The sequence below is a fragment of the Vibrio sp. E150_011 genome (genome assembly GCF_053544015.1).
The window spans coordinates 177,413-199,991 of the sequence record NZ_JBHFOL010000007.1 but is presented as its reverse complement, the minus strand read 5'-3'; the positions used below and the strand labels follow the sequence as shown (position 1 = coordinate 199,991).

At 43.0% G+C, this 22,579-nt stretch carries 24 protein-coding genes and 2 pseudogenes; 8 read left to right on the top strand and 18 right to left on the bottom strand.

Features of this window, described 5'->3' with window-relative positions:
- Nucleotide 1 precedes the first annotated feature (1 nt).
- Together ACE1OE_RS13265 and ACE1OE_RS13260 are read left to right on the top strand one after the other, a co-directional pair.
- Nucleotides 2–790: a lipase family protein gene (locus ACE1OE_RS13265; protein WP_102470227.1), complete on the top strand. Its 789-nt coding sequence runs from the start codon at nt 2–4 to the stop codon at nt 788–790.
- 307 nt (nt 791–1,097) lie between these two features.
- Nucleotides 1,098–1,889 carry an EAL domain-containing protein gene (locus ACE1OE_RS13260; RefSeq protein ID WP_372061969.1) on the top strand — a complete coding sequence of 264 codons (792 nt, stop codon included), beginning with the start codon at nt 1,098–1,100 and terminating at the stop codon, nt 1,887–1,889.
- A gap of 93 nt (nt 1,890–1,982) precedes the next feature.
- Here ACE1OE_RS13260 and ACE1OE_RS13255 read toward each other — a convergent pair whose 3' ends face one another.
- The gene (locus ACE1OE_RS13255; protein WP_449211363.1) at nt 1,983–2,843 is read right to left on the bottom strand and encodes a hypothetical protein; all 861 of its coding nucleotides are present in this window, start codon (nt 2,841–2,843) and stop codon (nt 1,983–1,985) included.
- A 114-nt stretch (nt 2,844–2,957) separates the two neighbouring features.
- On the opposite strand from ACE1OE_RS13255, the gene ACE1OE_RS13250 reads away from it, so the two are divergent.
- A complete protein-coding gene (locus ACE1OE_RS13250) occupies nt 2,958–3,686 on the top strand; it encodes an AzlC family ABC transporter permease (protein WP_198593102.1) in 729 nt (242 codons plus the stop codon).
- Nucleotides 3,683–4,003, top strand: a complete 321-nt coding sequence (locus ACE1OE_RS13245; RefSeq protein ID WP_372061970.1) for an AzlD domain-containing protein — start codon at nt 3,683–3,685, stop codon at nt 4,001–4,003. The genes ACE1OE_RS13250 and ACE1OE_RS13245 overlap by 4 nt, the downstream gene beginning before the upstream one ends.
- Nucleotides 4,004–4,060: 57 nt before the next feature.
- On the opposite strand, the gene ACE1OE_RS13240 is transcribed toward ACE1OE_RS13245, so the two are convergent.
- From ACE1OE_RS13240 to ACE1OE_RS13225, 4 genes are all read right to left on the bottom strand, one after another.
- Nucleotides 4,061–4,465: a nitrous oxide-stimulated promoter family protein gene (locus ACE1OE_RS13240; RefSeq protein WP_449211362.1), complete on the bottom strand. Its 405-nt coding sequence runs from the start codon at nt 4,463–4,465 to the stop codon at nt 4,061–4,063.
- Nucleotides 4,466–4,467: 2 nt separating this feature from the next.
- Nucleotides 4,468–4,944, bottom strand: coding sequence for a LabA-like NYN domain-containing protein (locus ACE1OE_RS13235; protein WP_372061973.1), 477 nt, complete (start codon nt 4,942–4,944; stop codon nt 4,468–4,470).
- A 184-nt stretch (nt 4,945–5,128) separates the two neighbouring features.
- Nucleotides 5,129–5,788, bottom strand: a complete 660-nt coding sequence (locus tag ACE1OE_RS13230; RefSeq protein WP_372061974.1) for a potassium channel family protein — start codon at nt 5,786–5,788, stop codon at nt 5,129–5,131.
- Between the two features lie 11 nt (nt 5,789–5,799).
- Nucleotides 5,800–6,318, bottom strand: a complete 519-nt coding sequence (locus ACE1OE_RS13225; RefSeq protein ID WP_372061975.1) for an NUDIX hydrolase — start codon at nt 6,316–6,318, stop codon at nt 5,800–5,802.
- A 283-nt stretch (nt 6,319–6,601) separates the two neighbouring features.
- Here ACE1OE_RS13225 and ACE1OE_RS13220 point away from each other — a divergent pair, with 283 nt between their 5' ends.
- Nucleotides 6,602–6,859 (top strand): putative hemolysin, encoded by a 258-nt coding sequence (locus ACE1OE_RS13220; protein WP_102470219.1) that lies wholly within the window; start codon nt 6,602–6,604, stop codon nt 6,857–6,859.
- A 185-nt stretch (nt 6,860–7,044) separates the two neighbouring features.
- Here ACE1OE_RS13220 and ACE1OE_RS13215 read toward each other — a convergent pair whose 3' ends face one another.
- The 5 genes from ACE1OE_RS13215 to ACE1OE_RS13195 form a co-directional block, all read right to left on the bottom strand.
- Entirely contained in the window at nt 7,045–7,413 is a 369-nt protein-coding gene (locus tag ACE1OE_RS13215; protein ID WP_449211361.1) for a VOC family protein, read from the bottom strand.
- Between the two features lie 30 nt (nt 7,414–7,443).
- Complete coding sequence (locus ACE1OE_RS13210; protein ID WP_372061979.1) at nt 7,444–8,064, bottom strand: LysE family translocator; 621 nt, start codon at nt 8,062–8,064, stop codon at nt 7,444–7,446.
- A gap of 184 nt (nt 8,065–8,248) precedes the next feature.
- Nucleotides 8,249–8,464 (bottom strand): DUF3820 family protein, encoded by a 216-nt coding sequence (locus ACE1OE_RS13205; RefSeq protein ID WP_102470216.1) that lies wholly within the window; start codon nt 8,462–8,464, stop codon nt 8,249–8,251.
- 39 nt (nt 8,465–8,503) lie between these two features.
- Nucleotides 8,504–9,166, bottom strand: a complete 663-nt coding sequence (locus ACE1OE_RS13200; RefSeq protein WP_449211360.1) for a DUF3313 domain-containing protein — start codon at nt 9,164–9,166, stop codon at nt 8,504–8,506.
- 1 nt (nt 9,167) lies between these two features.
- Nucleotides 9,168–9,512 (bottom strand): cupin domain-containing protein, encoded by a 345-nt coding sequence (locus tag ACE1OE_RS13195; protein ID WP_449211359.1) that lies wholly within the window; start codon nt 9,510–9,512, stop codon nt 9,168–9,170.
- Nucleotides 9,513–10,377: 865 nt separating this feature from the next.
- On the opposite strand from ACE1OE_RS13195, the gene ACE1OE_RS13190 reads away from it, so the two are divergent.
- Nucleotides 10,378–11,229, top strand: coding sequence for an SDR family oxidoreductase (locus ACE1OE_RS13190; RefSeq protein ID WP_449211358.1), 852 nt, complete (start codon nt 10,378–10,380; stop codon nt 11,227–11,229).
- A gap of 101 nt (nt 11,230–11,330) precedes the next feature.
- Here the strand turns inward: ACE1OE_RS13190 and ACE1OE_RS13185 are convergent, their stop codons facing one another.
- The 6 genes and pseudogenes from ACE1OE_RS13185 to ACE1OE_RS13160 form a co-directional block, all read right to left on the bottom strand.
- Nucleotides 11,331–12,326, bottom strand: coding sequence for an ABC transporter substrate-binding protein (locus ACE1OE_RS13185; protein ID WP_449211357.1), 996 nt, complete (start codon nt 12,324–12,326; stop codon nt 11,331–11,333).
- Nucleotides 12,327–12,451: 125 nt separating this feature from the next.
- Nucleotides 12,452–12,580 (bottom strand): annotated as a pseudogene (locus tag ACE1OE_RS13180) (helix-turn-helix domain-containing protein); the annotation flags it as partial.
- A gap of 176 nt (nt 12,581–12,756) precedes the next feature.
- Nucleotides 12,757–13,803 (bottom strand): GMP reductase, encoded by a 1,047-nt coding sequence (locus tag ACE1OE_RS13175; protein WP_102470212.1) that lies wholly within the window; start codon nt 13,801–13,803, stop codon nt 12,757–12,759.
- A gap of 536 nt (nt 13,804–14,339) precedes the next feature.
- On the bottom strand, nt 14,340–15,848 hold the full coding sequence (locus tag ACE1OE_RS13170; RefSeq protein WP_449211356.1) for an NAD(P)H-hydrate dehydratase: 1,509 nt from the start codon (nt 15,846–15,848) through the stop codon (nt 14,340–14,342).
- A gap of 84 nt (nt 15,849–15,932) precedes the next feature.
- The gene (locus tag ACE1OE_RS13165; RefSeq protein ID WP_102470210.1) at nt 15,933–16,172 is read right to left on the bottom strand and encodes a hypothetical protein; all 240 of its coding nucleotides are present in this window, start codon (nt 16,170–16,172) and stop codon (nt 15,933–15,935) included.
- A 37-nt stretch (nt 16,173–16,209) separates the two neighbouring features.
- A complete protein-coding gene (locus ACE1OE_RS13160; protein WP_449211355.1) occupies nt 16,210–17,121 on the bottom strand; it encodes a DUF6279 family lipoprotein in 912 nt (303 codons plus the stop codon).
- A gap of 455 nt (nt 17,122–17,576) precedes the next feature.
- Here ACE1OE_RS13160 and ACE1OE_RS13155 point away from each other — a divergent pair, with 455 nt between their 5' ends.
- Both ACE1OE_RS13155 and ACE1OE_RS13150 read left to right on the top strand, forming a co-directional pair.
- Entirely contained in the window at nt 17,577–18,590 is a 1,014-nt protein-coding gene (locus ACE1OE_RS13155; protein ID WP_449211354.1) for an OmpA family protein, read from the top strand.
- A 219-nt stretch (nt 18,591–18,809) separates the two neighbouring features.
- Entirely contained in the window at nt 18,810–19,766 is a 957-nt protein-coding gene (locus tag ACE1OE_RS13150; protein ID WP_449211353.1) for an ADP-ribosylglycohydrolase family protein, read from the top strand.
- Between the two features lie 111 nt (nt 19,767–19,877).
- On the opposite strand, the gene yqfB is transcribed toward ACE1OE_RS13150, so the two are convergent.
- Together yqfB and ACE1OE_RS13140 are read right to left on the bottom strand one after the other, a co-directional pair.
- Entirely contained in the window at nt 19,878–20,174 is a 297-nt protein-coding gene (gene yqfB / locus ACE1OE_RS13145; RefSeq protein ID WP_102470275.1) for a N(4)-acetylcytidine aminohydrolase, read from the bottom strand.
- Nucleotides 20,175–20,425: 251 nt separating this feature from the next.
- Nucleotides 20,426–21,007: pseudogene (locus ACE1OE_RS13140) on the bottom strand (SbcC/MukB-like Walker B domain-containing protein); the annotation flags it as partial.
- Nucleotides 21,008–22,579 lie beyond the last annotated feature (1,572 nt).

Genomic DNA, 22,579 nt, shown 5'->3' with positions numbered 1-22,579 from the left:
GATGAAAAGCCTGAAGCGATACCAATACGAAAAGTACGCCGTGTTATGTAATCTTGCTTACCCGCGAGTTTTTAAGCAAACACGTTATGGGTTTGACCCCAACGGTCAAAGAACCATAACAAATCGTCATGGTAAAACTGTGGTTCGTATTTTGTGGAGCAAGGAGCACGAAGAAGCCATTATTGTCATCAAAGGCTCACATAGCCCTAGTGATTGGTTGTTGAATTTAGCGTTGTGGAAGCGCTCATGCCAATTATTTGGCTTAGACTATTCTATTCACGCCGGATTTCATTTCATACTTAACCAAGAAAGCCAACCCAGTCATAAGGCTGATGTGCTTGGCCTATCTCTGTTTGAAAGGACTATCGCCATTGCAAGTGAGCTTATTGAAAATGGTAAACGCATCACTGTAACTGGGCATTCATCGGGTGGTGCCATTGGATGTATCATTGCTGATGTCCTTGAACAACGATACCCAAAATCCATTAAACGCATTGTCACATTTGGTCAACCGGCTATCGGCGGTTGGCGATTCAAACAACGCTACAAATTGGCACACAAAACCTACCGAATATGTTGTGATTTAGACGTCGTCACGTTTCTTCCCCCCTTCCCATTAATGTACTGGCATGTCGGAAAAATGCTTTGGCTTTATAATGGAAAGATCTATGAGAACACGCCGTCTTTTGTTCGATTTGGACGTTCACTTATTTCTTGGTTAATTCGTCCTTTTTCTTATCACTTGATGAGCAAATATATCCGTAATAAGGATTATTTCGACGATCGATAATAATAAATCACGAAAATACGGGTGAGATCTCAAAAATAAACTCTTAAGCTTACGTAAGCACCTGTTTTTATAGATTTGGCCGTTTTTGTTGCGCCTTCCATAAAGGCCATCAATAAATACGATATAAACAATAAAAAACAAGAGTCTACTCTCCAGTTATTCAATGAAAATGACATAGTGAACGTCTCAGTGCTAACAAAAATAGCAAATACCAATGCATATATATCAACACATTGATAGAGATAATTTGACATATTTGTAACTCATGACATAGTTATCCAACTATATCGAATACAAATGTTATCTCATGCTGCTCAAAGACAAACACCAGTTCACTCAATGCATCAAAATTGACGACTCCGGTTGTTACATCGCCATGTATAAAAACTACGTGATGAAAAGTGTTTTTCAACCTATCTTTTGTTCTTCCGGAAGAGTCATTGGATTGGAAGCCTTAGTCCGTTTATTCGATAATCACGGTCACGCTATCCCGCCAAATTTATTTTTCCAAAACGAAAACATTCCTCTTTCAGACCAACTCAATGTTGATCGATTAAGTCGAGTGATTCATATTCGAAATTTCAGTATGTCTAGTTACCGGGAAAGGTTATTATTTCTGAACTTCTTACCGATTTCTAGTGAGCGACTGGCCGCCGAAGGGTTACATTCATCATTATTAATGTCACGTCTCAAAGCACTTCAAATCGACTGCAAACGTGTTGTTGTTGAGTTGGTTGAGCTGACGTCATTTAGCCCAAAAACATTGGCCTCTGCTGCCAGACATTTGAGCGATGCCAGCTTCCTCATTGCGATTGATGATTTTGGTTGTAAGGAATCGAACCCCGAAAGAGTCGCATCCATTCGACCTAACATTCTCAAATTTGACCGCCAACTCCTGCTAGATTACATCGATGGTGACACTGTTAATTTAATGCGAGGCATTGCGTTAGCAAAAGCGAGCGGAGCAAAAACGGTTATCGAAGGGGTAGAAACAGAAGAACAACTTAAGATAATGAAAACACTCGGGTTTGATTTTTACCAAGGCTATCATCTAGCAATGCCAATGGCGCTCGAACCTAGGTTAAAACAAGTGGTTTAACACTGAGCACCACCACAAGTTATTGATATCTACACGTTGAGGCCCAGTGACTAACCATATATGCCGCTGCACATTACAGTGCCTCTCCGGCTTTTAGAAACGCTTTCCGAGCATAAACGTAACGCCCTCTCGTGTCTTGCCGCTTTGTGCCATCAATGATGCTTCCCAATTCTCAGCGAAGGCTTTTTGTAGTCCCACCATGGTTGACCATCGACTAGACGATTGTGTTGCGCTGAATTTGATATCAGCCAATTGACCTTTTAATTGTTTTTGATAATCCTGATATTGCCCTCCTATAACGATGCGCCACCCACTATCGCCAATATTCAAGCCCACCAGCGGAGTCACCACGAGTGCATCTAAGCTTACTCCCACTCCTGAAACAGACGTAGAGACATACTGCGCATCAATCGTAGCAAAGTAGTTTTTGTGTCCATAGGCCAACGTTGACCCAACCGCTGTAACGGTTGAGGTTGTTGCCATGCCATTCGCTTCCAAGCGGGCTATGTTGTCGCTATCAAGTCCTGCCACCCCTATCGAGATATTTGATGATGTCACCGCCTTCCCAACCATGGCGTTAAATCCCCAAAATGGTAAAAGCCATACATCAGCTCTGACGGCTACGATACTGGTTGTGTTCGTTGTAGAGCTTCCACCACTTGGTAACACGTCATCAACAGGTTCGCCGTCTATTTTAAAGTCACCAAGGTTCATCAAATCTTCTTGTTGGTGAGTAAACAGCGAGATCCCTACTGGCTTGGGTAGCTTAATACCCATATCTCGAACACGATCGCCATAAAATGGCAAAGTACGTCCGTAATCTTCGTCACTTGAGATGTTGCGATCCGCCGCATCCACTATATTGTTAAAAAGCAGCGTTAACGCAGTGAGTAATAGCGATACGGCTAGCAATAATAACCGCTTAAACCACGAAGAGAGATGTTGTGTGTTCACATGAATAAACCTACCGAGAAATGGGTCGGTGATTCTAACAAGCATATGAAAACAAAAATAATTTCCATTTAGCATGAGACAAGGGTTGAAAATACACTCTATCGATACAACATCATTCATAACAAGGAGGTGACAGTGTCGACTACACCATCAAAATTAAGATTATTTTCGCAAGGTGTTTTGGCCATGATGCCCCTTAGCCTAGCGGTTGTCCCATGGGGATTTTTAGCCGGTTCCTTTGCCATTGAGTCGGGTCTAACACCGCTGGAAGGTCAAGCAATGAGCGCTGTCTTATTTGCTGGTGCAGCACAACTCGTCGCGATGGGCATGATTAAATCCGGCGCAACTATTATGACGATGGTGATTACTATTTTCTTCATCACTTCTCGTCACTTTCTTTATAGCCTGTCAATGAGAGAACACATTTCATCGTTGCCATTAAGATGGCGATTAGGATTAGGTTTTCTACTCACCGACGAGTTATTTGCTTTGTGTGGCCACAAAACACCTCAACAGTTTGACCGCTGGTTTGCATTTGGTGCTGGAATATCTTTCTATGTTATCTGGAATGTCGCAACACTAGTGGGCCTCATCATTGGTGCTCAAATACCCGACTTGCAACAATACGGCTTAGAATTTGCAGTTGCCGCGACGTTTATTGCCATTGTCGTACCCAATATTCAATCGATACCAACCCTATTAGCGGTCGTATCAGCGTTAATGACTTCGGTTGTACTGGCGGTTATGAATGTTGAGTTAGGACTTGTTATTGCCAGCGTTGTCGGCATGAGTGTGGGGTACTTTAGCGAAGGTCGACTAGGTAATAGGAAGTATCGCTCATGATATTTGGGGTTATATTACTGCTTACTGCTATCGTTTTTATCAGCCGCTATCTCTTTTTAGAGCCGAAAGTACCGTTAAGAATTAGTGCTAGCACCAAGCGATTTCTCAGTTACGCCAGCCCAGCGGTGCTCACCGCAATTTGGGGGCCTATCGTATTTCTTCCGCATGGTGAACTCAATTGGAACGATAACTTACCTTATTGCTTAGGCGCAGTCTTTGCCATAGCCTGCGCACGAGTGACAAATAACGTATTGGTCACGACCATCATCAGTATTCTGGTGTTTTTAACACTCAAGGTTTGGGTATTTGCGTCATGAACGCTCAGTAGATCGTTAACTCTTTGTCGATCGCCAACTCTTTGTAAATCATTAAATTTATTTTGGATTACCCTCATCAAGCTCTCGCTTTCTTTTCGCACGATTAGATAGTCCATTTGGCGGTTTGACTGGCACAGCCCGCCTTTCATGCAGCAAGTGGCGAATCGATAAAATTGGATGAGGCAACAGCATTCTAGGGCCCGCGTAACGCATAACGACTTGCATCTGCGATTTTGGTTCCGGCTTATAACAATGAATGGGGCATTTATTGCAGGTAGGTTTCGTTTGTCCGTAAGGACAGCGGTCTAATCGCATCTCTGCATAATCGAGCAACGCTTGGCATGATTCACAGAGACCACCTGACTGATGATGGTCTCGACAGTAAATCGCAACCATCGCCTGAACCGTTTTAAACTCTGTTGCTAGCTCGTCAGAAAGCAATGTCGAGGGTATTAGTTTCATTCTTAATAAATCAATAATGAGTCTTCAATAGGTAGATAGTCATCGGCCACCTCGATGAGGTTGTTCGCAGTTAATGCACGTGCACTTATGACGGTCACCTTTTTGCCCAACCGCTGTTGAATGCGTTCAACCAAAATCTGAAAGTCACCATCTCCAGACAACAACACGATTCTATCAACATTAGCTGCCAACTCTATGGCATCAAGCGCGATACCTACATCCCAATCGCCTTTTGCACTACCATCAGAACGTTGAATAAAAGGCTTGAGGTGCACCTTGAACCCAATGCCTCTTAATATATGGTGAAATTGTCGTTGCTTAGGATCCGTCGACGAAATGGCGTAGGCGTTGGCCGAATCAATTTGATATCGCTCAGAAAGTTGGCGCCATAAAGCGTTGTAGTCAAAGCGACTTTTGAAAGCTTGACGTGTTGTATAATAGATATTTTGTACATCAACCAGTACGGCAATTGTTTCCATAATTCAAACCTAAGCGGATTTTTTAGCATCATAGCAGATCTAAATCGGTAAAGGGCTCGCTTAATTATTCCCTCAACGCAGAAGACGAAAGACCAACCTCTTTCAGTCTTTTGTCTTCAACGCTTCTCTCTATTTACGTAAGGCTCTTAACCTTACGCACGACGGTTGAATTTACGCCAGACCGCTAGCCGTCACTCTTTTGTGCTAGGTGGCTACTGACCAAGCTAGCAACCATAATAGCCAGATAAAAACTTCCCGTGATAGATTCCAAAAAGACAAAAAATTTGGGAATGGCCAATGTTGGGGAGATATCCCCATAGCCAACCGTAGTAAGCGTGATAAAACTGAAATAAATGACCTCAAAAAGGTTGTCTAGCCAAGGTTTATGAGCGAGGCCATTAAAGGGGTCGACAAAAATTTCCAGTTGAATGAGATAAATGAACGTGAAACTCAATCCAAATAACAGATACACACAAATTGAGCCAACAATCTGATTCAGTGTCACTGTTTTCGCCATGACCACTTGTCTCAGCGCGGAATACGTTTGTGCCAGTACAAACAACAACATGGCGGACATAGTAACCAATGACAGGTCATGGTCTTCAAACAAAGAAATCGAACCAGATATGACGATCACTAACAGCATCACGGCGTACCATGACCGATAAAAGGTTTGTTTTCGTTGAACACCCACAATTGACGTAGACATACATAGTACCAATAGCGCAAGCACATAAGATTGTGCCTCGTCTTTAAATTGGTGCACGACCGCGCTTAAAAAAAAGAGAACCAACAACGACACAAGTAAGAAAAAGAAATTATCGTCTTTTGTCACCAATTTCACGTTAATACCTCCTAAAGCATTTCTTTGGCAATGAGATGCAACAGATACGTTTCACGCTCAATACTCATCCCTTTTTTATCACTCTCAATAATAGTTTTTTCATTAAATGCGATGGCTTCATGAATATCAATCCAAACGGGCTTCATTCCATTTTTTACTTCATAGTCCTCATAAGCTGTCTTACCTAATACTTTGTCTACTTTGCATGAGTAACAATACGAGACCATATGTACGACATCGGCGTTGTCCTTATGCCATGGTCGGAATTCTTCGTAGATTCCGTACGGTTTGATGCCATGAATATTTTGGGCCCCTGTCTCTTCTTCCAATTCTCGCACCATCCCAGCAATAATATCTTCCCCTTCGTCCAATCCGCCACCAGGTAAAGAATAGTCGTGGTAACGCTCTGTGAACAATAACAAGATTTTTTCGCCATCGATTGCAATCGCACGCGTCGCCTTTCTTTGAAAAATAACCTTGTCATCTAAATGCTCGATCGACGGGTGAATCGCAGTGGTTATATGTCGCATGTCTTACTCTGTATAGTCGTAATTTTCGGTAAGTCTATCATAGTCTCGACGCAATACCCTTCATGACTTCTACCGTGAATTCACCGTGTAATCCCAGACGTAAACGCAACGTATTTGGTCGTCAGATTAATAAGGCAAAACCATTTAATGTAAGAATAATAGTCACAACTCTCAATTTATACGTTTCAAAGACTTAAATAGTAAAATTTTTACCTAACATGAACACTTTTCTTTCGTAATCTCCTACACTTATGCGAAAGCCTGATGTGAAATAGGAGTAAAGATGAAGAAAGTACAGTGGGTTATGGCGACAGTCGCGCTTGGAATGTTAGCTGGATGTGCAAGTGAGCCCGATAAATACGATGTCGATGAGATAACCGTCATTAGTGATCCCGCTTACGTATATTGTGTTGAACAAGGCAATAAACTCGCTCGCTTCACTGAAAACGGCAAACGCGTACCGTATTGCATTATCTCGGATGATGAAAAATATACGGTTTGGGATTACTACGAAAACCGTAATAAAGAAGATAAAAATTAACGATAGCGATACCTATCAGCGAAAGAGCATTGAACTCAATGCTCTTTTAATTTTCGGCTAAACAATACCGCCTGCCTAACTACTTCTCGCTAAAGCGACAGCTAACCAACGACTTCGCTAACAACGCCGCCCCATTGGGGATTAATAGACTATTTATTTGTAAGTAACTAGCGATGCAATGAATATTACCAATAACAGCTGATTTCAATCAGATTACTATCCGGGTCAAGGAAATAAAGTGAAGTGATCTCTCCCTTTGCGCCTGACTTTTTAACGGGTCCTTCCACTATCTCCACTTCCTCTTTAACTAAATGCGCAGCTACCTCAGCTAACGTCCAACAAGTTATTAAGCATAAATCCGCAGAGCCAACTCGTGCATGGTTTCGAGGTTCTTGCCCAAGTAACTGAAAATTGATTTTTTGATGACCAAACTTAACGGCCCGCCGCCCGTTCGCAAACGACACAGCCTCCATCAGTAACACTCGTTGATAAAAGCGTACAGACTCTTCGATATTAGACACGGTAAGCACTAGGTGATCAATATGGGATATCATGGCTACTCCTTTTGAATTGGCGAACCTGCTTTACCCATTTAGGCTAAGTTGGCTAATAATATCAATGACTACAGGTATCACAGACACCACCAGCAGACCTGCCATAACATAATTAAACCATGCACGGTTTCTATCACTATTTAGCCATTTCTTAACCATTGAACCAAAGAGTAACCAAATGCCAACACAAGGGAAAGACACCACAAAAAACGTCAATGCTATCGTCAGGTTTTGGCTATAAAAGTTGGACCCAGACGTCGTAAACGCGGCAATGGCTCCCGTTGCGACCACCCAAGCTTTAGCATTGACCCACTGAAAGAGTGCTCCTTTAATAAATGAGAAAGGACGAGCTTGAGATGATGTTCGAACTGAACCGGATGAATTTGCAATCAACCAAGCCAAATACAATAAATAGAACGTACCGATGCATTTAATAATGAGATGTAAGCTAGGAAATAACTCAAAAAGCTGTGCAAAACCCAGCCCAACAAGCAATAACATGACGGCAAAACCAACACAAATACCTATCAGCAACGGTAAGCTTTTTTTAACGCCAAAATTCACGCCTGAAGTCATCACCATGATGTTATTCGGGCCAGGCGTGACGGATGCAGAAAACGCAAAGAGCACGACCGTGAGAAAGTATTCCATTTACCAATCCATGTTAATGTCAGCATTAAAACAAACATGGGGATTGCATAATATTTAGTCAACCCCTGTTTATCATTAACCCCAGTTTGGCTCTCTCAACTTCATAAAAAGACCGACATAAAAATGCCCACCGAACTGAGGTGGGCACGCATCGCCAAAACTAACGTATTAAGTCAACCAATGCTTACATGCGCCTAAGGGGCTGCACAACACTCTCTAAACCTTCTATTTTTAGACACAAGCACAACTTGAGTAGCGAACCAATTTCTCCCTCAGGAAAGCCCTTCTTATCGAACCAAAGCAGGTATTCTTCGGGCAGGTCGATCAGCACTCGCCCTGCATATTTCCCAAAGGGCATTTTCATTGTCGCCAGTTTTATCAGGTTCTCTTTATTTAGCATGGGACTTTAATGGTCTCTTGTGAATGAAGTCAGGCTACGTTACTGAGTGCTTTCTAATGTCACCCCTAAACGCTCTACCCACCAATTTATCACATCTTTGGCGTCATCTAAGGAATCAATCATTGTCGACATGTCTTTATTACCTGAACGACGATCAATAACGGCAATAATAGGGTCATCTGTTATTGAGTCTGAGACCATAAGCTCGATAGTGGCCTTACCGACGTTGGTGTGCTCTCCCGTTGTGATTTTAGATATCGTCGAAATACCCAAGCCAACAGGCAAAATGCTGCTTGTGACCGCAAGCACGGGGTTTGGTGTCTCTATATTACTAATAGCGATACTGATTCGCAGTGTGCTGTCAGATGGAGTATCAACAATACGTTTATAACTAGAGAGCTTCTCTGACAACTTAGTTTTCAAGTGCTCTGTAAGTAAGGTAATTTCATCATCCGATAGTTCGCTCTCTTCAACGACGACATAGATACGATCTAGAACCACACTATCATAACGCTTTAAAATTGATTCCAACTCATCTTTTGAGGTGATGTCTTCTCTAGACCAAATAAGGTCAACGCCACCCTCAGGGCCTACTCGAAAATCATTGTAACTTTTGAAACGCGCATTGTCGGGAGAAGGTTTAAGCGCGCAGCCCGTCATTGTCATCGCCGTGAGCAAAACGCCCAATATCCATTTATTCATATTAATTCTTACTTGATAATGTCGAGCATTGATAGAACACGGCCAACCAAATGGTTTTCTCTTTGTTTGACGTCGATTTTACCCGATGTTTTGTATTCGCTGGAATGTTGACATAATCGCCCGCCTTGAGCGTTATTTCACACCCATCAGCGTATTCAATCACACCCTCTCCTTGGATTACAGACACCCACTCGTGTTCATCTTGATTGTACCAATCGTCAACACAGCTCGAATGTCCATCAGAGACAATCCTTTCTATTCGTATATTCGAGTGGTTTTGAATATCTTCAAAAAGTTCGTTGGTAATGACATCTGGGATACCACTAAAAAGATTACCTCTTTCCATTTTAATTCCAAATCGCTTTAAAGGAATGTTTATGATACCAAACATTATACAGAACAACAAACCGTATAATGTTTGGTGTTATTTTCTGGTGTGCTAGTAACTCGTCCATTTTAATCATTTACGGTTTAATTCGTTATCGACGATCTTCAGGAAAAAAAAGACCTGCTAAAAAGCGGCCCTCAGTCAACAAATTTAACGTTGAAACAACCAGATCTTGGTTCTATGTAAACCAACCAAGTTGATATCTTTGCGAAATCATAAAATTAGTTTAATGCTATCGGTAAGAAAGCTTCTCACACTATTCTAGCACTCATTATTTTATATTAACGTTCGATATTCGTTAATGAGCCACTTATCTCAAACTCACTTTTGGACAGAGGCCACTTAGCTTATCGCTCTTCAAACCATCTCTATTAGGCCGTCATCTTCGTCCAGACGAGGATCTTCATCAGCGTATGACTCACTTAAATAGGAATGAACGACATTAAAATAGGTCCACAACGCGCTGACGAAGACACGCTAACGGAAGCTGAACTGGCACGCTTTTGGGCAAACACTTATCTAAACCTAATCACATCACATCACATCACAGTTTCTATTTTCGAGCGGACAGTCTACGCACACAATCAAAATCAAACGTTTTTTTAAAGTTCAATCGGCTAAATTAATACGTTTGGGAGGTACGAGCCTGTAATTTAATTATGTTTCTACAGCGACCAAAACCACACAACGATGAAACTCTAGAGAGCTTCCTTATTTGGGTCGCGAACAAAAACGGCTATGAAGACGTACGCTGTTTTTGTAATGATCTAGTATATTACTGAATGTCCGAAGATAACTGCTAGATAACCAAGAGGGACAAAAGATGAAGATTGCTGTTACTGCCGCAAGTGGGAAGTTGGGCTCTGCTATCGTAGAAGCCACCGTCAAATTAACCTCAAAAGATCAAGTGATCGCTCTAGCAAGAACCCCAGAGCGAGCTCTTGGCTTGGGTGTCGAAGTGCGGCCGGGCGATTATGAGGATGCTCAGCAGCTCGAACAATCATTACAAGGTGTGGATGTGGTTTTGCTAGTGTCTGGTATGGATGCTCCGGATAAGCGTATTGGACAGCACCGCAATGTGATTGAAGCCGCTAAAAAGGCAGGCGTGAGAAAAATCGTTTATACCAGTGTGCAAGGCGCCGAGGAAAACACGGCATTTTCTCCTGTCATTCAAAGTAATCGTCAAACAGAGCAAGATGTTCGTGAGAGCGGACTTGAATGGGTGAACGGCCGCAATGGTATCTATATCGAACCTGACATCGAATATATTGAGAGCTATAAGAAAGCGGGGAGCATCTTTAATTGCGCAGGTGAAGGCAAGTGTGGTTATACAACCCGCGAGGAGTTGGGTTACGCTTACGCGCGCATGCTCGTTGAAGATAAGCATAACGGCAATACCTACAATCTGCACAGTGATGCTATTACCCAAGCACAGCTCACGGATTACATGAATGACGCGTTTGGGACCGATCTTACATTCACGTCAATGAGTGTTGAAGAATATCGCTTAGACAGAGTCACTGAATTAGGTGACTTTATTGGAACGGTTATCGCTGGTATTTATCAAGGTATCCTTGAAGGTAAGTCGGATAACCCTAGTCATTTCGAACAAGCTGCAGGACGCAAGCATGTTAGCTGGCAAGATTACTTTTCAAAGCTTAAATCTCAGCAATAGCTTCTGGTAATTCCCTTCATACAATGTTCAAGAGATAAAAAGTCTGGCGCTTGGCCAGACTTATTCGTTGTTGGGAGAACCGGTCTTAGCTTTAATAAGGCTTAAAGCGCTTGCTCTACCTTGGTGGCGACACTTGCTTCTACCCAAGGCTTCCATACCTGTGGTGAGGTTTCTAGAAAGTAATACATGGCTTCTTCGGCGTCGGCTTGGTTGTCTTCCATCCATGCCAATAATTCACTCATTTGTTTATTGGTAAAACCACGTTTTTCAAAGTATTGGTAAGCAAGAGGCTCATTATTAGCAAAGGCTTCTGTAGTGATTGTGTGGACTGGTGCTGGTGGGTACATGGTCACTTTAGGGGACTCACAATCAGGTTGAGTCGTACAGTTACGGAACTCTTCAATGTCGGTACCGCTTCCGAAATCAACCTTAACCATATCGTATTTACCTAACACAGGTGTTGGTGACCAATAGTAACCAAACCATGGCTTTTCACGTTCGTAAGCTTTTGCAATGGTTCCTGCAAGTGCAGCACCTGAACCCGGATCAACCATTTCAAACCCATGTTTATCTAAACCCATAGCATTAAATAAGTGTTCGGAGGTTATCTGGCATGTCCATCCTGCTGGGCAGCCATAGAATGCAAATTTTTCATCGTCTTCTGGGTGTTCGAATAACTTAGCATGTTTAATAACACCTTCTATTGTCGTCATCTCTGGATACTGTTCAACAAGGTAGTTGGGTACCCAGAAACCCTCTTCACCACCGTTTACTAAAGCCTTACCGGCGTAACGTAGACGCTTATCCGCGACCCCCTTATCTAACGCTTCTTTGATGCCATTAGTCCAAAGCTCTGGCGCAACATCAGGTTGACCTTTTTCTATCATTGATGTGCCCGTAGGGACGCTATCGCCGGGGATTAAATCTGCTTCACAACCGTAGCCGTTATTCAAAATGAATTGGTCAATATGGGCAATAAGGCTTGCTGAATTCCAGTTCATGTCTGCAATGGTGATCTCTCCGCATTCATCAGCACTGGCGCGGGCAGAAAACGCAGCAAGGAGCACGATGGGAAGCATGAGTTTGTTAATCTGCATTGACGTAATTCCTTTTCTTATAAGAAACTTATTCACTATAAAAACAGAAATGTGTGGCAGATAAAAGAGACTGAGATCTAAATTTAAACGATTTGTGATCCGCACCAGCAGTCCTAGACACTGAGTTAAGTCAGCTGGAATCCAGATAATTGACGTACAATTAACTCATCATCTAGCTCTTCACAAATTTTCTGCAGGCTTTTTGAAATCGCACTGGTTGTTTTACCCATGCGCGTTGCAGTTCGACTCATATTTTGAGTACGTGCTTAATCAGTCAAAAGCTTTATCTGATTTAAATCCGATAATTTTCTATCCACGCTTCATAACCTTACTCAGAACTTATACATATAACCGCTTCTTCTACGTTTTCAGGCAAAAAAAGAGCCGCTAAAAAGCGGCCCTCATTCAACAAATTTTGCTAAGCGTTAACTTATGCGTCTTTGCCGTAAACGTTGTTCTCTTGCTCTTGTACACGGATGAACGTGGTACGCTTCGTTAGCTCTTTAAGCTTTGCCGCGCCTACGTATGTACAAGTTGAACGTACACCACCAAGGATGTCTGAAATCGTATCGTTCACGTCACCACGGTAAGGAAGAAGCACTGTTTTGCCTTCTGCTGCGCGGTATTTAGCAACGCCACCTGAGTGCTTCGCCATTGCGCTTTCTGAAGACATGCCGTAGAACTTCATGAACGTCTTACCGTCTTTTTCAATGACATCGCCACCAGATTGTTCGTGGCCAGCAAGCATACCGCCAAGCATTACGAAATCTGCACCGCCACCAAACGCTTTAGCAACGTCACCAGCACAAGCACAGCCGCCGTCACCAATGATCATACCGCCAAGGCCATGAGCTGCGTCTGCACACTCAATGATGGCAGAAAGTTGTGGGTAACCTACGCCTGTTTTAACACGTGTCGTACACACTGAACCAGGGCCGATACCTACTTTAACAATGTCCGCACCAGCAAGAATAAGCTCTTCACACATATCACCAGTCACAACATTACCTGCAGAGATCGTCATCGTTGGGAATTCAGCACGTACACGTTGAACGTACTCAACAAGGTGCTCTGAATACCCGTTTGCGATATCAATACAAATAAACTCAAGATCGTCGCTTAACGCCAAGATAGCTTTTGTTTTTTCAAACTCGCGGTCAGACGTACCAGTAGAAACAAATACTTTGTTCAATGTTTCTTTATCAGCGCCTTTTACGAATTCAGCCCACTGCTCAACACTGTAATGCTTGTGCATTGCCGTCATAACGCCGTGTTTCGCTAACTCAGTCGCCATTTCAAAGCTACCAACTGAATCCATATTTGCTGCAATGACAGGAGTACCTGACCATTGACGACCACTATGCTTGAATGTAAAATCGCGGGTTAAATTTACTTGAGAACGACTTTTTAGTGTTGAGCGCTTAGGGCGAAACAGTACATCTTTAAAGCCTAACTTAAGTTCTTGTTCGATACGCATTGTATTTATTCCTTGATTTGTTAGTAAATGTTCCAGTGGGCATATCACTTACATAACTAAGCATAGTGCGTGGCAAAACGTTGGCAGACGGTTTACCTTTCTTCGGACACAAAAAAACCGGAGCGTTGGCAGGCGCTCCGGTTTTCAGCATTATAGGTTGGGAAATAAATCTTACAAGACTGATTTTTCAAATTTATTTGTGATACTATTTCGAACATCTGCAAATCTGCTCAATTCTAAGTGCTTATTCTTTAAGCTAAAACATTATTAACTTATTGTTTATTAAATTAATAATGTTGATTAAACACAACATGCCTTATCTCAACACCAGCGCTCAACTTGGACAAAAAACAACCAAGCAAACGATTCTCTAAGAAAAAACCGCTAATCAGCCGTTCAAAAAATGATCAGCAATGCTATTTCGCAATGATTGTTAGCGCACAAATTTGTAAATATTTCGTTCAAAATACTCATTTTTATGCTGAAACACCCTATCCATTGACACAGACACGGCCATTAAAAACTCTGAGTCTCCATCATCTGTTATAACTATTCGCGACTTCCCTTAAGTATGGAAGTAAATCACTGGCCAGCATACCAACCTCGCCTCGCTCTTCTGCACACTGATCAGCAGCAATACTATGAACTAAGGTCCCTAGGACCGCTGCTTGATATGGCGAATAGCCCTGAGCAAGTAAGCCAGTAATGACCCCAGCGAGGACATCGCCCATACCTCCTATTGCCATTCCAGGGTTACCAGCATGGCAAACAACGGTATTGTTACCATCGCAGACTAACGTCCCTGCACCTTTTAGGACAATGATACCGCCGAAACGATCTACCAATTGATTCGCCGCGAGATATCGGTTTTCTTCGATAGTTGCAACCGATACATCCAATAAACTCGCCGCTTCACCAGGGTGTGGCGTAAGAATACGTATTGATGATGACAAATTTGATGTCTTGCGGGCTAGCCAATATAGCGCGTCAGCATCTAACACCCGAGCGATATTGTGCGTATCGAAATACAACTCGGCTTCAGAAAAGCGCTTTTCCCCCCATTGATTACGTCCTAGCCCAACACCTACACAAGCAACCGTTCCCCAAGATAAATGACGATGACCCCACTCAACTATCATGGCCTCGGGCAATAGAGAACGAAGGGGGGTTAGGCTGTCTGTATGACTAACGGTCGTCACGAGTCCCGCTCCTACCCTAAATGCAGCGGCAGAAGCAAGATAGGCTGCACCACTCATACCGCTGTCGCCACCAATCACCACGACTTTCCCTTGATTACCTTTGTGTGCATCTCTCTTTCTTGATCGAATCTGTGACATCCACTGGTTGTTCGACAATTGAGCAAGCGGTGTGATAACACGCCTAAATTCATCCTGAATGCCCAAGCCAGCAAACACGAGTTGCCCAACATATTGTCGTGCATTACCCGTGACGAGCCCTGACTTAACGCCAATAAACGTTACGGTGTGAGATGCAATAATAGCCTTACCAAAGACGTGTCCTGTATCCGCATCGATGCCGGAAGGAACGTCAATAGAGACAACAGGCAGATTTGACTGATTAATACGGTCAATTACATGAGAGTGGTAAGCACGCGCAGGGCCGGATAGACCGGTGCCTAATATCGCATCGACAACAACATTTATTGAATCAGGTACGATATTGGTTGGTGACGTAATCGAACCACCAAGATTCAGGAAGTGATTTTTGGCGTGTAAAGCATCGCCACTCAGTAATTCAGTACTGCCAACTTGCCACAACGTCACCGAGATGTTCGCCTGCAAGGCCAGCGCAGCCGTGATATAACCATCACCGCCGTTACTTCCTTTACCACAACAGATCAGAATATGATTGAGAGAGGGGTATGTATCCATTAGGTAATCGAAAACCGATTGCCCAGCGCGTTCCATTAAAGTAGAAAGTTCGATATTCAGGTGCGATGCAACCACCTTCTCGCCTTGCCTGACCGACTCGGTACTGTAAAGCTCACAAGGTAAGGTATGCGTATAATTACACTGCTTCATCATTAACCCTCACCTTGTCGTAAGTAATGATAGGTCGTCAGTATTAATGGATAGAGCGTTTCGAACTCTTAATGTAAACCGTTCTATCTAAAACTGCGGCCAAAAGATATGAAATGCAAAACGGATGACAATAGCAGCTATAACCAAGGAAACACCCAGTCTGTAGCGCTTATATTCTGTTACGTTCATCGGTACTCGCTTATAAAACATGGTTATAACACCTTTCCAGTCCTGACTACGACGGCCATACTGAACCATACCCGTTAAAATAAACATGATACCGACTAAAAGCAGTCCTTTTTCCGCCAAATATAAACTCGTTTCCATTCGTCCCACTCTCCCTAATGCTTGTAGTAGCCAACAATTATACTGACTCAGTGTAGGAGGTTCTTAGGATGAAAGCTGTAGGACTATAGTCTAACGTCTTCAAAGCCATTAAGTCCTTAGCGATATCGCGCCAGTCATCAATTTCGCTAATGAGGTGTTTTTTTTGTTTCTCTGTCAGTGTATTGAGAGACTTAGCGATGTATTTCGCTGCTGTCTGGCGATTACTAAGAACTTTGGCAGTCAAAGCTTCCGAGTAGTAGCTGTCAGGCGAATTCATAAAACGTTGAAATTCAGGTTGAAAGTAAGCAAGATCGTTTCTTCTGAGTAGCAACTGCTTGATGTATCTTTGCATATTTTCTCGATGCATTTGCCAGTCAACCGCTGTTATTTCCATGCTTTCTGACCATTCAATTGCCAACAAATGATGTTCGGGTGTGACTTCCCCATACCAACGCTCAAAACTACTTTCGATCCGCTCTTGATACAACTGGCGAATGGATGCCTCATCTAATCCTTGATATTTCTCCAATAACTTTTTGTCTTGTTTCGCAAGGTTTTTCACCAACTCATTGACCTGTTCGTCGTTCAATTGCTGAGTCAACGCATAGAGATCGGGGGTCATTCGCTCTACCAATCGTTGGCTGTGCTGCCTGACCTCCCTCATTTGTTCTAAAACAAATGCTTGCGACGCTTGATTAGGGTCTTGCTGTCGAATTGTATCTAATTGGCGAAGATAGGAAGGCAATTCTTCTTGACGGTGCCAGTCACTTAACACTTCTATTCTTTCACTCAAGATCTCTTCTTGCCCGCCAGTCAAGGTGACATAATCGTCGATATATTCAACAATGATCCAATCCAAATTACTGTAGAGAAATTTTGTGCCACAACCCACTAGCGTGACTAGTGCGAATACCGCTGCGACACTATTTCTCAGCATAGTGTTATTCATGACCAACATCCCTACCCTTACTATGTAATCATTAGTATCCATTCCTAGTTAAGAATAGATGAAATGTGAAGCACGACAATGTGGCTGTGCATTTGGTTAGTGACTTTGTGAATACTGAATTGACGGGAAGCTAGTTTATGGAAAACTCAGTCAATCGCACAAGCACAATATGCACTCATACTTATATTGATCACTTCAAATTTACGCCGTTTTATTTGCCATCAAGTTCAACCATTCTGTGAAAATTCACACTGTAAATCATTACAAACAAAGGGCCAACTAGCACTTTAGTTTAGTACGAGCAGGTTCATTTTTATCCAATCTGGCTGAGCATTTATATTGCGCCTGCTTTTTTATATGAAACTTAACGACTTTTTTTTGCCAATACCCTGTTATTAAACTATTTTTATCAGTGATGTACCGTAATACACATTTTAAGGATAAAGGACGTCATTATGAGAATAACAGTGGTAGCAGCCGCAATACTAAGTGCCTTGACCGTACCACAGGTCACGGCGGATGAAGGGTTTTACTTAGGTGGCCGTTTAGGTGGTTCACAACTTTCCGACGCTTGTAATATAGCAGGCGCGGATTGTACAGACAGCGGCTTTAGTGCCGGTTTCTTTGGCGGATACGATTGGAATGATTACATCGCTTTAGAATTTGCATACGATTGGTTGGGCAATTACAAAACATCATTTGTAGATAACGGCATCGGTTACACTCAAGATGCGAGCCTGAGTGCCGCGACGCTAGCGCCGAAGTTTTCGTATCCTTTCACTGAGGATTGGTCTGTTTTTGGTAAGATTGGTGCGGCCTACACCACCTATGGTGATCGAAAAACTACAGCGCTTATGGGTGGGGTTGGGGTTGAGTATGATTTTGCCACTGCATGGTCGGGTCGACTCGAATATCAACGAATTAATGACGCAAAAGACGACTGGTTTAACACTGACGTTGATACATTATGGCTTGGTGTTTCCTACTCATTTGGTAACGCAGCGGCCGCTGCAACGGCCGCTGCTGCTGCAGCCGCTACAACACAAGTGGAGCCAGCGCCAACCGAAGCTGTGGCAACAGCGGTTGTCATGACTAAGACATTTGAACAAGCCTCTGGACAAGAGAATTTTGGCTTTAACAGCACATCACTTGATGAAGAGCGTTTATCTGATTTCGAACCATTGGTCGTACTTATGACCGATCACCCTGAAGCGAGTGTTGAAATTGTTGGATATACGGATTCATCTGGACCAGAAGAGGTCAATCAACGAATCTCTGAAGAGCGTGCTGAGTCTATCGCCTCTTACCTCGAGTCTAAAGGTATTGAACGTTCAAGAATGACGGTCAGTGGTATGGGTGAGGCGAATCCTATTGCTGATAATTCAACATCAGAAGGACGAGCACAAAATAGGCGCGTAGAACTCACTGTTCCGGAATTTGAGTACACAGTCGAAGAAATGCAAAAGTAAAGTCATACAGTACAGAAGATTAATTGCATCTCAACCAAATGCCAGTCCGTTTAGACTGGCATTTTTTAATATGCAACAAGATAAATGGTTATGCACAAAATGCTGATACCACGTGTAAATATCAACGAATTAGTCATGTTTAAAGGTAGGTTCTCGTAATCCAAACTAGAATAACTATTAACGTTAACATTAACTTAGTACGCTTTAACTGGATCATATATGAACTCAAACAATAATAGAGCAGTCAACTCAATCGTAGGCGCGCTGGTTGCTGATGCCGCATCTATGGGGTTTCATTGGTTATACGACCAAGTCACGATTAAAACACTATCAAACGGAACACCAGAGTTCCACGCGCCAAACGCTAAGGATTACATTGATAGAGGATACTTTGCGCACACAAACAAGAGACCTGGTGACGTGTCTCAATATGGCGCCCAGCTTGTATCGATGATAGATGCTATCGCAGATAGAGGAAATTACGAAGAAAGCCAGTATATTGACAGCTTTCGTCAATGGTTCGATTTTGGCGGTTTTTGGCAAGGCTATATAGATAAACCAACGAGACAAACTCTCCTCAACCTCCACCATCTTGAAATTAAGGGTACCCCACTTACCGCTTGTGGTGCTGATGACAAGCAAAACCCAGCGCTATCTAAACTTCCAGCACTCGTCGCGAAACATTACCTGGACCCTAATTTATTTACGCTCGCCGAATCCGCAATACGAGTCACTAACAATAATACTGAAGCTGTTGATTATGGCCTTGCCGCTACCGCCATTTTAAAAGCCGCTATTGAAGGCAAGACACCTGTCGAATGTGTCCAGAGTGCGAAGAATTTGTCGGCGGTGGTTGACGAAGCAATTTCAAGCGCTGAGGAGATGGTACTGCAACCATCAACCGTGGTTGCGGAAAAACTTGGGATGCACTGCAGCCTAGAAGCCGCGTTTCCAGTCACGTTGCATCTATTACTCAACGCACATAGTTATGAAGCCACGATCCGGGAAAACATATTTTGTGGTGGCGATAGTTGTGGTCGCGCCATTTTATTAGGCGCAACGTTGGGCGCTTGTTATCAAAGCAAGCAGCAGGGTATTCCTAGAACCTGGGAAGGCCGAGTCATGTTCCCCAAATCGCTGCTCGCTTATTATCAACTACTGTACGCTAATCCATAGCCTAGTGATGACGACAAGTGTGGTTCCTATCAACCACACTATCTAACTTTGAGTTGTATTCATTATCCCACCTGTATTGGGCGAGTGTTGCCCTTATTTGTGAGCGCCAAATTAAGCAAGTTCAAAGTCGATGACATACAACTGCTTTTCTCCTGGATAAATCTCCTCGATGACTTCTTTTAATTGAGGAAGCGTCATGTTTTCTTGTTCGGCATGAAGGTCATTGATTTCGTCAAAGTCGATGGCCTTTACCGACAACACCTTGACGTGACAAAACTCTCGCCCATCCTCGAAGGTCGAAACCGGCACAACGTTGCCAATCTCATAATCTTTCTCAGACGCATCTCTAATCGTGATGGTCTTGGTCTGAGCAAGAATATCGGTTTCAAATCGCTCAAAAAATGTCATTGTTTTTAACATGAATACTTTCCTGATACACACTCCAATGGGAGTTGTCGTTAAATAAATTTGATACTGTACACCAATCAAATTAGATGTCGGCGTACTGGAACCTTTTGTACTTAAACTCTACTGCGCCCAGCCTTTACAACATTTAGCCTTTACAGCATTTAGTCTTTACAACATTTAGTCTGTACAGTACTTAGCCTTTGCCATTCTTAGTGCCTACTCTATTAAGTCTTCTGTATGGAACTGCAAATCTAATTAATTAAACTCACCGTGCTACCGAGCCTTGATGCGTGAACATCCAATCGTAATGGCATTTGTTCTTTTAACTCAGAAACATGCGAAATGATACCGATGGTTCTTCCTGACTGCTGTAATTCAATCAATGTTTGAATCGCCAGGTCAAGTGATTCGGGGTCAAGACTACCAAACCCTTCATCGATGAACAGCGTGTCCAATCGTATACCGCCACTGTAAGATTGAACCACATCCGATAATCCTAACGCGAGCGACAGCGCGGCCATGAAGGATTCCCCTCCGGACAAGGTCGCCACGTCGCGCCATTTGCCCGTATAAGCGTCTTCGACGATCAAATCTAAACCCGAGCCTGCATTGCCTTTGCTGCGAACTTCTTTACGTTTTAAGTCATAACGTCCTTTACTCATTAACCTCAAGCGTTGAGAAGCTTGAATCAATACATCGTCTAAAAGAACGCCCAAAACAAAACGGTGTAAGCTCACCTTACTGCCTGTCCGACCGTTGGCAACATCACTGAGTGTGCCTACAACTTTGTACTCTTTGTCCAAGGCATCGTTTTGAGTATAGAGTGTGGTTAGAATGTGTTTTACTTTTGTCAGGTTATCTAATTTTGACTGTGCGTTTTGCAGCGATACTAGCAATGATTGATATCTCAATTCGGTCTGATTCACTCGTTCTGTAAACAACAGTACATCGGGGCGAACGATTCCATTTAACTCATTAGACAATAAAGCCTGCCTTTCCGTCAGCTGCGTTGTGATGCGTTCATATTGACGAATGTCATTCTCTAGTTGCCCAACCGATGCACTTAACATCAAAGCATCATTAAATGCAGCTTCATTGATAATATCGCTCGCCTCCAACGACTCATCCCAGTGTTGCTGAGCAGCTTGTTGGTCTTTTTGTAACTGTATACTTTGCGTCGTCAAGGACTCAAAATGGGCTGAATAGCGAGTCACCAATTCTGCCGATTCTACCGCTTGCTTTTTGGTGCGTTCCATTAAGTGATCTAGCTGTGCTTTTTCCAATTCAACGGCTTGTCTTCTCGTGGTTAACTCCGCCAACGTTTTATAAGGTGATTGGTTTTGTGACTCTAGTTCTTGCACCACTGCCGATAGTCCGCTGAGCAAACTCACGAGGTTATCTGCTTGCGCAGTTTGTTGTTTGACAAGAGTTTCCGCGTCAATATGGTTTTGTTTCGCAACGTCAACTTGTGCATTTAATGCGCTGAGATCAATGGTCTGTAATGCTTTGATTTCATTAGAAAGTGCCAGTAGCTCGCTCGAAACTTGATCTCGAATTTGGGTGACGGAATCAATGTTGATTGAAAGTGTGTGGCTCACTTCATTTTTCCGTTGCTCAAGCTGTGACACGCTATCGGCGACTCGGTTAGCATCGATAACTAGACCATCAAGTTGCGTTTTTGCGGTTGATTCCTGAACACGGTAGTCTTCGACCAACTCTACCGTCACTTCAGCTCCAATAGGTGCTGCCGGATTAGGGTGTGCTTCACTTCCACAAACCGGACAAGGCTTGCCCTGCTCTAGTGATTTTGACAATAAATAAGCTTGGCCAGAGTGCCAATCCACCTCAGCCTGGATTCGTTGTTGTTGGAGGATATGGTAATGTTGCTTGGCAGAGGCTAACTGTGTCTCTATCTCTTTTTTTCGAACTCCCCCCGCGATTGTTTGTTCGATTAGCTTCGTGAGTTGTCCAATCAATTCATTTTTAGCTTGTAGCGCCTCAAGTGCGAGTTGTTTTTCCTTCACCATGGCCACTGAGCGTTCAGATTCGAGTAATTTCTCTTTACTCTGTTCGTAGCGAATCAAGTTGGTGGCGACGGCTTGCTTACTTTTTTCAACGTCAGTTTTTAAATTGGTCACTGCCAAAGAAGTATTGTTAAGTTCTGTACGTTGTAATTCAAGTTGCTGAACATTCACGACATAACCTTTTATCCGGTAAAGCTCTTCATCCAATGTCCGTGTAAAGTTATGTTGCTGTTGCGCTTTATCTAACGCTCTGTTCGCCGCATCGCTTGACGCTTTTGCTTTCTCTATTTTTCCGGCTCCAATATGTAACCGCTGCTCCATTTCAACGGTGTCTGCTGTTAATTTATTTTTCTGTATATACGCAGGTTGTAACTTAACGGC